The 13,086-nt window shown below is 62.5% G+C and carries 14 protein-coding genes; 11 read left to right on the top strand and 3 right to left on the bottom strand.

Annotated elements, in window-relative coordinates; all coding sequences use genetic code 11:
- Positions 1–110: 110 nt before the first annotated feature.
- The 5 genes from LAN64_00080 to LAN64_00100 are packed head-to-tail and all read left to right on the top strand — an operon-like array spanning position 111 to position 3,958.
- Positions 111–710 carry a sigma-70 family RNA polymerase sigma factor gene (locus LAN64_00080; protein MBZ5566224.1) on the top strand — a complete coding sequence of 200 codons (600 nt, stop codon included), beginning with the start codon at positions 111–113 and terminating at the stop codon, positions 708–710.
- Entirely contained in the window at positions 710–1,438 is a 729-nt protein-coding gene (locus tag LAN64_00085) for a zf-HC2 domain-containing protein (GenBank protein MBZ5566225.1), read from the top strand. Before LAN64_00080 ends, LAN64_00085 begins: the two co-directional genes overlap by 1 nt.
- On the top strand, positions 1,435–2,127 hold the full coding sequence (locus LAN64_00090) for a B-box zinc finger protein (protein MBZ5566226.1): 693 nt from the start codon (positions 1,435–1,437) through the stop codon (positions 2,125–2,127). The genes LAN64_00085 and LAN64_00090 overlap by 4 nt, the downstream gene beginning before the upstream one ends.
- A gap of 48 nt (positions 2,128–2,175) precedes the next feature.
- Positions 2,176–2,430 (top strand): DUF5668 domain-containing protein, encoded by a 255-nt coding sequence (locus tag LAN64_00095; protein MBZ5566227.1) that lies wholly within the window; start codon positions 2,176–2,178, stop codon positions 2,428–2,430.
- Complete coding sequence (locus LAN64_00100; GenBank protein ID MBZ5566228.1) at positions 2,423–3,958, top strand: DUF4097 family beta strand repeat-containing protein; 1,536 nt, start codon at positions 2,423–2,425, stop codon at positions 3,956–3,958. The genes LAN64_00095 and LAN64_00100 overlap by 8 nt, the downstream gene beginning before the upstream one ends.
- A 76-nt stretch (positions 3,959–4,034) precedes the next feature.
- Here the strand turns inward: LAN64_00100 and LAN64_00105 are convergent, their stop codons facing one another.
- Positions 4,035–4,571 (bottom strand): hemerythrin domain-containing protein, encoded by a 537-nt coding sequence (locus LAN64_00105; GenBank protein ID MBZ5566229.1) that lies wholly within the window; start codon positions 4,569–4,571, stop codon positions 4,035–4,037.
- Positions 4,572–4,865: 294 nt separating this feature from the next.
- Between LAN64_00105 and LAN64_00110 the strand changes: the two genes are divergently transcribed.
- Genes LAN64_00110 through LAN64_00120 form a run of 3 tightly spaced genes read left to right on the top strand, consistent with a single transcriptional unit; the run spans position 4,866 to position 6,462 of the window.
- The gene (locus tag LAN64_00110) at positions 4,866–5,054 is read left to right on the top strand and encodes a hypothetical protein (protein MBZ5566230.1); all 189 of its coding nucleotides are present in this window, start codon (positions 4,866–4,868) and stop codon (positions 5,052–5,054) included.
- Positions 5,054–5,947 (top strand): 3-hydroxyacyl-CoA dehydrogenase, encoded by an 894-nt coding sequence (locus LAN64_00115; protein MBZ5566231.1) that lies wholly within the window; start codon positions 5,054–5,056, stop codon positions 5,945–5,947. The genes LAN64_00110 and LAN64_00115 overlap by 1 nt, the downstream gene beginning before the upstream one ends.
- Before the next feature lie 20 nt (positions 5,948–5,967).
- Positions 5,968–6,462, top strand: coding sequence for a hypothetical protein (locus tag LAN64_00120; protein MBZ5566232.1), 495 nt, complete (start codon positions 5,968–5,970; stop codon positions 6,460–6,462).
- Positions 6,463–6,468: 6 nt separating this feature from the next.
- Here LAN64_00120 and LAN64_00125 read toward each other — a convergent pair whose 3' ends face one another.
- Positions 6,469–7,908, bottom strand: a complete 1,440-nt coding sequence (locus LAN64_00125; protein ID MBZ5566233.1) for an amino acid decarboxylase — start codon at positions 7,906–7,908, stop codon at positions 6,469–6,471.
- Positions 7,909–8,037: 129 nt separating this feature from the next.
- Between LAN64_00125 and LAN64_00130 the strand changes: the two genes are divergently transcribed.
- Together LAN64_00130 and LAN64_00135 are read left to right on the top strand one after the other, a co-directional pair.
- Positions 8,038–8,361 (top strand): hypothetical protein, encoded by a 324-nt coding sequence (locus LAN64_00130; protein MBZ5566234.1) that lies wholly within the window; start codon positions 8,038–8,040, stop codon positions 8,359–8,361.
- Complete coding sequence (locus LAN64_00135) at positions 8,358–9,497, top strand: SAM-dependent methyltransferase (protein MBZ5566235.1); 1,140 nt, start codon at positions 8,358–8,360, stop codon at positions 9,495–9,497. Before LAN64_00130 ends, LAN64_00135 begins: the two co-directional genes overlap by 4 nt.
- Before the next feature lie 110 nt (positions 9,498–9,607).
- On the opposite strand, the gene LAN64_00140 is transcribed toward LAN64_00135, so the two are convergent.
- Positions 9,608–11,683: a tetratricopeptide repeat protein gene (locus LAN64_00140; protein ID MBZ5566236.1), complete on the bottom strand. Its 2,076-nt coding sequence runs from the start codon at positions 11,681–11,683 to the stop codon at positions 9,608–9,610.
- Positions 11,684–12,036: 353 nt separating this feature from the next.
- Between LAN64_00140 and LAN64_00145 the strand changes: the two genes are divergently transcribed.
- The gene (locus tag LAN64_00145) at positions 12,037–13,056 is read left to right on the top strand and encodes a VWA domain-containing protein (protein MBZ5566237.1); all 1,020 of its coding nucleotides are present in this window, start codon (positions 12,037–12,039) and stop codon (positions 13,054–13,056) included.
- Positions 13,057–13,086 lie beyond the last annotated feature (30 nt).

A 13,086-nucleotide genomic window follows, 5' to 3' on the forward strand; every position in this document is an offset into this window, starting at 1 on the left:
ACCTGCTAAAATCCTCTGTTTTCCCTCTATTTGCGGGCGGAACATTCTGGTCCAGCGCTGCGTATTTATCCCCAGGGGTCGTGTGACCAGGGGTTCCGCAGGAGTGCTGGTTGGACGACAATCAAGTCGTGGCCTCTCTGGTCCGTCGCTGCGCCGCTGGCGACGCGGTCGCGTGGGAGGAGATTGTCCAGCGCTTCAACCGCCGTATCTACAACATTTGTTATAGGTTTACGGGCTCGCAGCACGACGCCGAGGACCTCGCCCAGGAGGTCTTCATCAAGATTTACCGCACCCTGAAAAGCTACGACACGGACAAAGGAGCGTTCATGACCTGGGTGGCGACCCTGACCCGCAACCTCCTGGTGGACCATTTCCGCAAGAGCAAGCAGGACCGGGTGACCGATTCCATGGACGAGCCGATCACGGCGGAACAGGACTCGATAAGCGTGGCCGAGCGGCTGGAAGACGTCGGGCCATCCCCCGACGCTCGGCTGCAGACCCGCGAGACCCAGGAAATGGTGCACAAAGCCCTGCAGAAGCTGTCCCCGGAGCTGCGCGAGGCGGTCATCCTGCGCGACCTGCAGGACCTGGACTACCGCGAAATCGCCCTCGCCCTGAAGGTTCCCGAGGGAACGGTCAAATCCCGCATTAATCGGGGCCGGACGGAACTTGCACGGCTGCTATCACGTACTTATAGGCAGGTGACCTGATGTCCGAGGAGAGCAAATCCGGAATGCAGTGCCTGGAGTTCGACGCCCTGCTCAGCGAGGCGATTGACGGCACGTTGAGCGGCGCCGAGCTGGAGCAGTTCGAAACACATCGCAAGTCGTGTGCGAGCTGCGGGCCGATGTTCGCCGAAGCCCAGCACGGCATGCATTTGCTGCGCGGGCTGGCGGAGGTGGAGCCTCCGGCAAACTTCGTGCACAACATCCTGACGGCGACCATCGGGCGCACGGAAACCGCGGTCCAGACGGAGCGTCCGCGGGAAAGCTGGTGGCAGAAGCTCCGCAGTGGCCTTCGGCCGGTGCTCGGCCCGGTGTTGCAGCCCAAGTTCGCCATGTCGTTCGCCATGGCGTTCTTCTCGATTTCGCTGGTGCTCAGCCTGGCGGGAGTGAAGCTGGGCAATGTGCGCCATCTTGATCTGAGCCCCAACGCCATCATGCGTGGCGCCTACGAGGCACAGGCCCGGGTGGTGAAGTACTACGAGAACATCCGGTTTGTTTACGAGATCGAATCGCGCGTGCAGGAGTTGAAGCGCGCGACCACGCCGGAGGAGAGCAATCCGCCGGCGGAGAGAGAGAAAGACCGCAAAGACCGCAGCGACAAACCTGATCGCAAGTATCAGAACTACAGCCGGGAGCAGGAGGCCGTCACCATGGCGCGCTTATTCGATTCCCCTCCGCTGGCTGACCAGGTTTTCGCCAGGAGAAACTCATGAATTGCACCGTCCATCCCGACGTCGCCGCCACATCGTATTGCCGCACCTGCGGCAAGCCGATGTGCGACAAGTGCTCGCACTCGGTGCGCGGCGTCGTCTACTGTGAAGACTGCATCGCGACCCGGCTGCACGACACCATGCCGGCGGCTGCGACCATCGTGCCGGGCGCTCCGGGCACTCCGGTGGCTCCGATGGTCGTAACCAGCGGCCCCAGCCCGGGGCTGGCCGGCGTGCTCGCTGGATTCTTTCCCTTCGGCGTGGGCGCGGTCTATAACGGCCAGTACGCCAAGGGCCTGGCGCACATGCTGATCTTTGTCGCGCTGGTGTTCGGCGCTTCGCAGACGGGTGACACCTACGGGCCGATCTTTGGACTCGGTATCGCGTTTTTCTATATCTACCAGATCATCGATTCCGTCCGTTCCGCGCACGCTATTCGCGCCGGGCAGCCCGCGCCCGATCCTTTCGGGTTAGCGAAAGCGTTCGGCAGCGGCGAGCGCGTCGACTTCAACCGCGTACCGGTCGGAGCGCTGGTGCTCATCGGCCTGGGCATTCTGTTCCTGCTGAACACCCTGGGACTGTTCCATACCTACTGGATCCACCGGCTGTGGCCACTGATCCTGATCGCCATCGGAGTGTGGCTGTTCGTGAAGCGCTTCTCACCCCCGGGCGGCGCAACGAGGGAGATGTAGAGGAGGCGAACCATGGATACCTATCAGCCCAACCGAAGTTGCTACTGCATGCGTTGCCGGAGCCGCGGCCTGATGGGGCCGGTGGTGCTGGTCACCCTGGGCGTGCTGTTTATGTTGAACGAATTTGATGTCGCCTCTTTCCACCGCACCTGGCCTGTCCTCCTCATCGTGATCGGCCTGGTCAAAGTGCTGGCCGGAAACCTGGACACTGCGGGACACGTTGAATACAGCGCGCCGCCTCCTCCCGGAACTCCGCCGGCGCCTCCACAGAATCCTGAAACGCGGCAGGTGGACCATGTCTAGCCCCGCACCGCAGATGCACTATCATCGTCGCCGCTCGCTGGCCGGGCCGATCGTGCTGATCACCCTCGGGGTGATCTTCCTGCTCGGCAACATGCGTATGATCTCCTGGCCGTCGCTGCGGCATTACTTCGCGCTCTACTGGCCGGTGCTGCTTATCCTGTGGGGCGCGGTCAAGCTGCTGGAGCACTGGCGCGACAACCGCGAAGGCGTGCCCTCGCGGGGCATCGGCGCCGGGGGCGTAGTGCTGATCATCTTCCTCGTCCTGTTCGGCATGGGTTTCACCGCCACCGACCGCTTCAATTGGGGAGCGTTGCGCAATGAAGCCGATCTTGACGGCGATTTCGGCAGCCTGTTCGGGAACTCCTACACCTACAGCGCGACCGTGGAGCAGCCCTTTGCCGCCGGTATCGACCTGCGCGTCGTGTCCGATCGCGGCGACGTAGTGGTAAGCAACTGGACCGAACCGAAAATCAAGGTGGTAGTGCACAAGAAGGTGGTCGCCGAGAGCGAAGAGCAGGCGAAGAAAGTCGACAGCCAGACGCAGCCGAATTTCAACACTGCGGGCACGGTGATGACCCTGAATGCCAACACTGGTGGCGCAAGCAACCATTCCGTCGCCAGTGATCTGGAGATTTACCTGCCGCCGAAGGCCAACGTCGAGATTTCCACCCGCCGCGGCGATGTCCGGATTGCCGCGCGTCAGGGAAGCATCACCACCAACTCGCGTGGCGACGTGACCGTCTCCGACAACGCGGGCAACGTCAACATCAGCCTGCGGCGCGGCAACGTGCGCGCGTCCAACATCAAAGGCGATGTCACCGTGGACGGCCGCGTGGATGACACCACCATCAGCGACGTTAGCGGGCAGGTGCGGCTGAGCGGCGATTTCTTCGGGCAGATGAATTTGTCGAAGGTCGGCAACGGCGTCAGCTTCCACTCCTCGCGCACCGACATGCAATTGGCGAAGCTGGACGGCGACTTGGTGATGGAGTCGGGCGACTTGCGTGCCAACGCCATTGTCGGCCCCATGCACCTGGCCACCCGCGCCAAAGACATCCACCTGGAGAACGTCTCCGGCAGCCTGAAGGTGGACAACACCAACGGCATGGTCGAGCTGCGCGCCGGCAAGAACCTAGGCGACGTGGAGATCAACAACCAGCGCGGCACGCTCCAGGTGACGCTACCCAAGAACGGCCCCTTCCAACTTGACGCGCACACTACGCGCGGCGATATCGCCAGCGAATTCTCCTCCATCCAGGTCAGAAGCGAGCGCAACTCGCAGTACGCCAGCGGAAGCGTCGGCAACGGCGGCCCGCAGGTGAAGCTGACGAATGATCGTGGCGATGTGCAGATTCGGCAATCCTCGGGGCTGCCGTTCGCACCCGTGCCGCCGCAAACTCCGAAGGCGCCGAGCGCGCCGGGCGTGCAGCGCGGCGCACTCGTCCGCCCCGGACGCGTCGTCGTTTACCGGGACCAGCGTACGTCGGTCAAGAGCGAACCGCGCAACTACGAAGAGGGAACGCTGTAGGCCCAGGACTACCGCGGTTCCGCGGTGTAGCCGCATGTCCCACGGTGGAAGCACCGGCCTTTTAGGCCCGCGTTGATCAGCGGCTATTTTTTTCTGGTCTCAACGCACAGCTTGCGCCGGGCATTCCGCTGTGCAGGAAATACGAATCTAGTTCCGCGCCCGCCTTCGCCAATTCCTCGCCCGAGAAAAATTCCTGTATGCCCTCGAATAGCCGGCGTTCTTCCTTGCGCACGTGGGCCGCGAGGCTGGCGGCGAAGAGCTGAAGCTCGGGCACGGAGAGACGTCCCGCGGCAGCGGAGGCGGCGTACTGGCGCAGGGACGCGTGCTCGATGCGCAGCTCATCCACCAGGTCACGCAGCGACGGCGCGCGCTCGGCGAATGGGAACAGCACCTTCTCTTCGGCCTCGAAGTGGAAGCGGATTTCGCTCTCGAACAGCCGCGCGATCTCCTGTTGCCAGTGCTGCGCGGCATCCCCGGCACGCGCCGCTTTTGCGCGTGCTGGGGTGGTGAGGTCGGGTTTCTCCAACCGCAGCCCGCGCTCGATCTGCACGCACAGCGCGAGCGCGTGCTGATGCTGGTGGGAAAGCGGGATAAGGTTGCGGTCGCGCAGCATGTGTCTATTATGCCCGTTCCGTCGCCTATGAGATTCCGGGATTTCTCATACGAAATTCCTGGCACCGGCGTGCCGCGCTACTTTCATTCAGAGGACGCAGAGAAAAACCTGTATCCTCTGTTTCCTCCGTGTCTTCCTCGGTGACCCTGTGGCTAAGCCTGAAGCCTGTGCTGCCGCTTTACTAAACCCGCCCGCACAGCGGAGAATGGTCGTTTCCTTAAGCGCCCGCAGCGCCGTGTGCCGCGGGCTTGCCATCATCAATCGTCAATCCAGCCCAGAAAGAGGATGCCACTTATGCCCGCAACCGGTGAACTGATCCGGATGATGAACTATGTTGACGACATAACCGCCACCTTGCGCCGTGTCATCGCCAATGTCCCGTACATGACCGATGATGAAAAGAGGCGGCTGGCCGAGTACATGCGCAAGGCCGACCCCAGCTTCGATGGCCTGATGCAGCGGCTGGAGAAGGAGTCCACGTAATGGAGGTCCGCTCCGTCGCGGTGATCGGCGCCGGGATCATGGGACGCGGCATTGCGCATGCTGCCGCGCTCGGCGGCTATCGCACGATTCTCGAAGACATTCTGCCCAGCGCCCTGCGCCGCGCCGGCGATGAAATCCGCACCCACCTGGACAAGGCGGTCGAACTCGGCAAAGTCACCGCCGGCGAAGCACAGGACGCGATGGGCCGCATCGAGTACGCCGGCGCGGTGGAGGAGGCCGCGCGCGCCGCCGACCTGGTCATCGAGGCCGTCCCCGAGGAGCTGGAGTCGAAGATCGAGATCTTCACCCTGCTCGACAAAATCTGCCGCCCGCATACCATTCTCGCCTCCAACACCTCTTCGCTCAGCATCACCGAAATTGCCTCCGTTACTTACCGGCCGGAAAAGTGCGTCGGCATGCACTTCTTCAACCCGGTACACAAAATGAAGCTGCTGGAGATTGTGCGCGCGCTGGAGACCAGCGACGACACGCTCAGCACTGCGGTCGAGGTCGGCCGGCGGATGAAAAAAGAAGTTGTGGTGATCAAGGAGTCGCCGGGATTTGTCACCAGCCGCATCAATGCCATGATCGGCAACGAGGCGTTCAGCATGTTGCAGGAAGGCATTGCCAGTGCCGAGGACATCGACAAGGCCGTCAAACTCGGGCTCAACCACCCCATGGGTCCGTTCGAACTAGTGGACCTGGTGGGTCTGGACACCCGTCTGCACATCCTCGAGTACCTGCACAAGACGCTCGGCGAAAAATACCGGCCGGCGCCGCTGCTGGTGCAATACGTCAAAGCCGGGCGCCTGGGACGCAAGGCGGGACGCGGGGTTTTCACCTACTCCGAGGAAACGCCCCGCCCGGCGGAGGCGGCCACGGAAACGAAGTAGAACGGCCGAGAGAACACGCAATGGGTTTTCATTGGAAGAAGCTCTGGATCATTTTGCCCATATTGTTTTGCGCCTTCTCCCTGCTGTTTATACTGAGGTTTGTCGCATTCGAGGGGCTGGGTATCATCCGGAAGTTCATGGAGTCCCCGGCCGGGGATGTGCATCGGTACCACATTGAGAAGATGATGACTTGGGAATGCCTTCCCGAACTGACGGCTCTCCAACAGAAGACTGGAGATGTGGTGCCAGGCGGACAAGCGGTGCGGTTTCGTTTCGTCGAAGACCCTCATTACGAGGTTGTTCAATTTGGGCGAGGGCTGTGCGATCGGCTAAAGGGTGCTTCCAAGCCCGCGGTTTCCGTTGACTTTAGAGCATGGGGCAGTTCGAAACACGGCCTGATTGGGTTCAATCCCGAATCCGTGGATGGTCAGCCGATCATAAACGCGGGTGGGATGGGCTCAGCAGGGTCGACCGATGCAATCGGTCCGCATCCTCTTTCGAAACCGTTCAAATGAACATCGCTACTGTCGGGGCAGTTTTTCCTGCAACAGCTCCCACGCCCTCTGCACGTCGTCCCACGTCGTTCCCAGGTTCCCGATCGCCAGCCGCAGGGCCACCTGTCCGTGAAGCACGGTATGCGAGAGAAAGACTTCGCCGGTAGAGTTCACCGCCTCCATCAGAGCGCTGTTTTGCTCGTTGGTTCCTTTGTAACGGAAGCAAACCACGGAAAAGGGCACGGGCGCGACCACCTCGAAGTGCGGATTGCGCCGGACCAGATCCTCAAACCGTTTGGCCCACGCGATATGCGAGCGCAGGATTGCCTGCATGCGCTCGCGTCCAAAGTAGCGCAGGATGAACCACAACTTGAGCGCGCGGAAGCGCCGTCCCAGCGGCACGCCGAGGTCGGAGGCGGTCAGGTTCAGTGCGCCCGGGCCGCCGGCGGCTCGCAGGTAGTCCGGAATCAGCGAGAACGCGCGTCGCAGAATCTCCGGGCGCCGCGTATAGAAGGCGCTCAAGTCCACGGGTGTGAACAGCCATTTGTGCGCATTCACCACCAGCGAGTGCGCGCGCTCGGCGCCGCGCAGAATGTGCTGATATTCGGGCAGGATCGCTGCCGCGCCCGCATAGGCGCAATCAATGTGCAGCCAGAGGCCATATTTTTCCGCGATATCGGCCATGGCAGAGACCGGGTCCACGCTGGTAGTGGATGTGGTTCCGACCGTCGCCACCACACAGAACGGACGCTTGCCGTCGGCGAGGTCCTTCTCGATTGCCTCCACCAACGCCTCCGGGCGCAGCCGGAATTCAGCGTCAGAAGGGATTTTGCGCACGTTGTTCTGCCCGACGCCGAGGGCGATTGCGCCCTTCTCCACCGACGCGTGCGATTCCTGCGAGGTGTACAGCGTCAGGATCGGCCGCGCACCATCGGTACGCACGCTTGGGTCGGCCATATCGCGAGCGGCGGCGATCGCGTGCAGTGTGCTGATCGACGCAGTGTCATAAATGATGCCGAAGTAGTCGTCGGGCAGGCCCATCCACTGTCTCAGCCAGCCCAGCGCCACCTGCTCTAGTTCGGAAATCGCTGGTGAACTCTTCCAACTCAAGCCGTTGGTGTTCAGCGCCGCCGCCAGCGCCTCGGCGAGGATCGCGGGTGCGGAACCGGTGCAGGCAAAGTACGCCATGAAACGTGGATGGTTCCAGTGCGTAACCGCCGGCAGAACGACGCTCTCAAAATCCTTGAGAATCGCGCTGTAGGGTTCGCCCTTATCGGGCGCGGAGCGCGGCAGCGCGTCCGTCAATTCTCCCGGCTTGACCTTGGGCAGCACCGGGTAATCGCGCGTGTGCTCCAGGTAGTGTGCGATCCAGTCAACGACTTCGTGGCCGGCGCGGCGGAAATCCTCGACGTAGGCGGTCCAGTCTTGCTCCTGCGTGGCGGCCGCGCCCGGGTGAGTGCTCGACATAAGGGCTCCTGAATGCTGGGCGAAAACTACTCATTGTAAGTCAGCCGCCGCGTGGGTAGTCGGTAGCCCGCAGCCCGCAGTCCGGACTACCGACTACGGGCTACCCTACGAGCACGGTAAAATCGCTTCGTGGCTTCTGCGCCGAATCCGCGCCTGCAACGCGTCCTCGACCAACTTCGCTTGTACGAGCATCCGCTGCTGGTGTTCGACGCGCGCCAACAGGGAGACGGCGTGGAGGTGATCATCAACTTCCGCAATCCCGCGGTGCCGGTGCATACCTACTACTTCACCATGCATCCGCGCGACCTCGACCACGCACAATTCGAGTGGACCTTTCAGAACCAGTTCTTCGCCTGCCTGCACGATTACCTGATTGAGATGTTCGTGCGCACGCCGCAAACCCAGATAGCCGACGCGCGCGTCCGTGCGCTCGAAGAGGACATCGGCAGTTGACCCTCCGCGAGTACATCGAGCGGGAAATCCGCGAGCGCGGACCGCTTCCGTTCTCTCGTTACATGGCACTGTGCCTCTCCGGCGCACCTGCCGGCGATCCGCCCGGATTCTATTCCCGTGCGCGAGAACAATTCGGCAAAGCGGGAGACTTCTACACTTCCAGCGACGTGCACGCCGTTTTCGGGCGCCTGCTGGCGCGGCAGTTCGACGAGATGTGGCGCGCGCTGGATTCTCCGCCACGCATTGATCTGGTCGAGCTCGGGCCGGGGCGCGGTTTGCTCGCGCAGGACGTGCTCGACTGGACCGCCAGGAAATTCCCCCATTTTGCTCTCGCTCTGCGCTACACGCTGGTCGAGGGTTCGCCCGAACTGGCGCGGCGATTGCAGGAGCGCTTCGCGGATCGCATCGCGCGCGGCAAAGTGGAGGTGCTAACCGGCTTCGACGATTTTCGCCGCCACTATGACCATGCCATCGTCTTCGCCAACGAATTCTTCGACGCGCTTCCGGTGGAAATCGTCTCCGATCGCGGGCAGGTGTACGTCGGAGCGGCGAAGGGACGGTTCGAGGAGATATTTCGGCCGCTGGCGCCCGAGGTTGACGAGTTCCTCGACCGCTACGGCGTGCGTCCGGAAGCCGGCGAGCGCGTCGAAGCCTGTACCGAAGCTGTCTCATGGATGAAAAGACTGGCTGCCGTCATGCGGCGCGGGTTCGCCGTCTTCATTGATTACGGCTACACGCGCGAAGAGCAGCTTGCCGGCCGCCATCGCGACACCCTGATGACTTACCGCCGGCACCAGGCGGGAACCAACCCCTACGAAGCGCCCGGCGAGCAGGACATCACGGCGCACGTAAACTTCACCGCGCTTAGCGAGTCCAGCGCCGCCCTTGGCTTCGATCCCCTGGCGCTGGTGACGCAGGCGCAATTCTTGATGGGCATCGGCGAAGAGAATCAATTCGCCGACGCGTTCGAAGAATGCCAACTGCCGCAGGAGCGGGCCAAGGTCGCTCTGCAACTGAAGCACATCGCGACGCCGGTGGGAATGGGAGAGGTCTTCGACGTGCTGGTTCTTGGGCGAGGCGTTACTAAGGAAACCGCGAGAGGTTTAAGCGGACTGAAATTTGCGAAGGGTTCGTGATACGGAAGGTAGGTCGAGAGAATAGATCCTTTGCGCGTGCGCTGGAAAGCATGGCGTACGCGCTTTGCTCCCGAACTCACAATGAAACTGGCTGGAATTGAAACTGAAACTTACTGTCCCTCTTTCGCCGCTTCCTTCCGTTGATATGGCGCCGAGAGATATTTCCGCGCTTCTTCCATGGCGCCCTGGGTGTTGTCGTTGGTCTGTAGCGCCAGGCGATACTCGTTAGTGGCGCGGTCGCGCTGCCCGGTCACGTCAAAAATCTTGCCGAGTTGGATGTGGCTCCAGACTTCAGTCCAGCGCGGTTCGCCATCGCCATCCAGCGACTCGCGATAAGCGTTCGCGGAGGCCTGGTAATTCTTCTGCAAAAAGAACACCTCGGCGATGCGGTAATGCGCCAGCGAGCTGTTCTTGTTGGCGTCGAGCGCCTTCTGGAACTCCTGCAGCGCGGCGGCCAGGTCACCCTGCTCCACCAGGCCCTGGCCGCGCATGATGGAAGCGCGCACCTTCAGCTCGGTTGAGTTCTTGAGCACGCGGTTGTCGGGATCGATCACGATCCGCCGCGGCTTGCCGAACGTCTCCACCTGAAACGCGGAATTCGTGCCCACTACCTCGATGCGCTTGCTCTCGCTCTGGCCGTCGGTGTCGATCTTCAATTCCACCGGCATGCGGAACAGGTCGAGGTCCTGCGCAATCTCGCCCACCACCCTGAAACCCTTGGCGACACGGTACACCGTGTATTTGGCCTTAAACTCGGGTGCGCCGGTGGAGTCGATCCACTGCGAGAAGAACCACGTCAGTTGTTGGCCGTAGTTCTGCTCCGCGAGCTTGCGAAAATCGTCCACCGTCGCGGGCTTGCCCCCGTACTGCTGCAAGAACGTGCGTATAGTCTTGTCAAACGCAGCGTCGCCGATCACCCAGCGCAGCATGTTGAGGATGATGGCTCCCTTGTCGGTGACCAGCGCCTGGAACTCCGGCGCGAAGGTGTCGAGACGCCCGACGCTGGACAGGGGCACGGTGTCGTAGGCCAGCGCCCCCACTTCCAGGTCCTTGATCGCCTCGTTAAACGCTGCCTCCCCCGCCGCCGACTCGACGTAGCGCGCTTCCGCGTAGCGCGCGAAGCCGTCACTCAGCCACCAGTCGCTCTTGGTCGCGGGGCTGACGTCGGCGCCCCACCACTGATGCGCGATGGTGTTGGCCAGCAGGCGATAGTTCAATTTCCCCGTCAACGAGCGCGACGATATCGCCGCAACTTCCGGCGCCCACGCGCTGGGAACGGTGTCGTCGGGAATTTCCACGATGTTCAGATTGTTCGTCAGCGGCGGGCCCAGGTTCGCGCTGAAGAACTGGAACTCGCGCACCGCCGTTTCGGTGTAGTTGGACACCAGGTCCTTGTGCGCCGGCTTGAGGAACACGCGTAGATTCAGCCCGACCGCGTTGCTGCTGCTTTCATCGAACTTGCCCGCGATGATCGTTCCCGGGAAGCTCGGTTTGTCCCAGGCGAAGGTGAAGGTCTTGCCGCCTGGCAGGGCGGGCAACTGCGGTTCGGGCGCTGGCACAGCCGCGCGTCCGCGCGCGCGCGCTGGCAGAGGCTCCTTCACCGGACGCGCGGGCGCAGTCGCCGCAGCGGAACCCTGCGCGCCACTGCCGATCACGCTCCATCCCGCGGGCACGGTGATCTTCATCGTGGCCGTGAAACGGTTAGTGCCGTAGCCGCTCAGCGGGAACCAGCGCCCGGCGTACAGCAGGTAGCTGGTGTCGTCGCCGACGTAGGCGAGCTTTAGCCCTTGCACCGGGCTGTCCTCGCCGGAGGAAAGCGTGCCTTCGTAATCGATCTGCAGCGTGGTGCTGGCGTCCTTCGCCAACCCGCTGGGCAGCGCGATGCGGATGGAATTGTCCTGCGTGATGCGTTCGGCGGAGAGCGCGTGTCCCTCGCCGTCGGTGATGCGTGTCGGGCGCAGCGCGTTGTGCAGCTCGAAGGTGGCGAAGCTGAGGTCTTCCAGCGCGGTGAACTTGACGCGCGTGTGGGCGATCAGGCGGTGCGTTTTCGGCTGCAGCTCGGCTTCGATCTGGTAATCCTCCACCCGCAGGCGCGCTCGCTCGGCGGCCGCGGCGGGCAGCGCCAGCGCCGCAACGCAGACCAGTAAGGTAAGGGCGCGCCTTAGGGGACGTGGTGCTAAGAGCATGAAAAATCTCCGGTCCCGCTGATTTTCGATGAACAGGCGGGCAGAAAAGATGCGCTCAGCCCAGTTCCGGGCAGAGCGGCTGGCATTACGAACGGATGTGTCCGACTGCTGAATAGGGGAAAATAAACATCTGAGCGGCTGCTGGCCCACTACTACTCTAACCCAGCCGAGCCCCGTTCGTCGCGCTGCGCCCGAGGATTCAGCGGCGCTGAGTTGTGGGTTCGTCCCAAATTCCTTGTCAGGAGCGCGGAACGGAGTAAAATTCGGGCACGCTATCTGTGGGGTTCTCCACGGTCTTGATTTCGGCCTTGTAATCGTTCAGCCCCCCGGCTGTCTTCTGGGAGGAAGTCGGAATGCCCTTTCTGACCAAGTTCCGCGCATGGGCGCAGATCGCGTGCCTGCTTGCGTTCGGGGTGATTTCATTCGCGCAGGCGCCACCGGCCTCCCAGGACACTCTTCTGCCGCCTGAGAACCCGCCCACAGCGCTGGCGTTGCCGCAAGACGACACCATCCGCACGCGCGTGGACGAAGTCAACGTGATGTTCACCGTCGTCAACCGCGCCGGCAAGTTCGTGAGCAATCTTTCGCTCAGCGACCTCGACGTGCTCGACAACCAGCGCGCCCCGGAGCGGATCAGCTACTTCCAGCAGCAGAGCGACCTGCCGTTGCGCGTCGGGTTGCTGCTGGATTTGAGCTCTTCTGTGACCGGCCGTTTCGAATACGAAAAAAAGGCCGCCATTACCTTCCTGCAAAAAGTGCTGCGGCCAGATGTGGACGAGGCATTCCTGGTAGGCTTCGCCAGCAACGTGAACTTGCTGCAGGATTTCACCGGTGACGTCGGCGCCCTGTCGCGGGCGGTGCGGCGCATGAAACTGGGGGGCGACACGCGGCTGTACGATGCCATCCGCTTCGCGTCGGCGAAGCTGAGCACCGCTTCCGGTCCGCCACTGATGCGGCGCGCCATCATCATCATCAGCGACGGCGAGGACACGCGCAGCAAGACGCTCATGTACGACGCCATTCAATCGGCGCTGCACGCCGAAACCGTGGTCCTGGCTCTCAGCTCTAACGACCTGACCGATCGTGAATACCCGCACGGGGAAGCTGTTCTGGATTTGCTCACGCGTCCCACCGGGGGCGGAGTTCTGCCGGCGCACAGCAACTCCCAAATTGGCCGCGCGTTCGACAAAGTCAAGGAAACGCTCCACAACCAATACGCCATCGGATACAAGCCGGCCGAGTTCAAGCCCGATGGAAGGTTTCACGCCATCGAAATCGTGGCCCGGGCCAAGCGACTGCGCGTGCAGTGCCGCCGCGGATACTTCGCGCGGCGCGAAGACCAGGAGAGCGCTTTTCACGCAACCGCCCCGTGAGCGGACGGGAAAGACACTCTGGCGCGGTGC

The sequence above is a fragment of the Terriglobia bacterium genome (genome assembly GCA_020073185.1).
Lineage (GTDB): Bacteria > Acidobacteriota > Terriglobia > Terriglobales > Acidobacteriaceae > JAIQGF01.

Bases quoted from the DNA above. Each gene is read 5' to 3' on its own strand.
- LAN64_00145 (MBZ5566237.1), top strand. From the start codon at position 12,037: ATGCCCTTTCTGACCAAGTTCCGCGCATGGGCGCAGATCGCGTGCCTG.
- LAN64_00095 (MBZ5566227.1), top strand. From the start codon at position 2,176: ATGCGTTGCCGGAGCCGCGGCCTGATGGGGCCGGTGGTGCTGGTCACC.
- LAN64_00085 (MBZ5566225.1), top strand. From the start codon at position 710: ATGTCCGAGGAGAGCAAATCCGGAATGCAGTGCCTGGAGTTCGACGCC.
- LAN64_00120 (MBZ5566232.1), top strand. From the start codon at position 5,968: ATGGGTTTTCATTGGAAGAAGCTCTGGATCATTTTGCCCATATTGTTT.
- LAN64_00090 (MBZ5566226.1), top strand. From the start codon at position 1,435: ATGAATTGCACCGTCCATCCCGACGTCGCCGCCACATCGTATTGCCGC.
- LAN64_00115 (MBZ5566231.1), top strand. From the start codon at position 5,054: ATGGAGGTCCGCTCCGTCGCGGTGATCGGCGCCGGGATCATGGGACGC.
- LAN64_00110 (MBZ5566230.1), top strand. From the start codon at position 4,866: ATGCCCGCAACCGGTGAACTGATCCGGATGATGAACTATGTTGACGAC.
- LAN64_00100 (MBZ5566228.1), top strand. From the start codon at position 2,423: ATGTCTAGCCCCGCACCGCAGATGCACTATCATCGTCGCCGCTCGCTG.
- LAN64_00140 (MBZ5566236.1), bottom strand. From the start codon at position 11,683: ATGCTCTTAGCACCACGTCCCCTAAGGCGCGCCCTTACCTTACTGGTC.
- LAN64_00125 (MBZ5566233.1), bottom strand. From the start codon at position 7,908: ATGTCGAGCACTCACCCGGGCGCGGCCGCCACGCAGGAGCAAGACTGG.
- LAN64_00105 (MBZ5566229.1), bottom strand. From the start codon at position 4,571: ATGCTGCGCGACCGCAACCTTATCCCGCTTTCCCACCAGCATCAGCAC.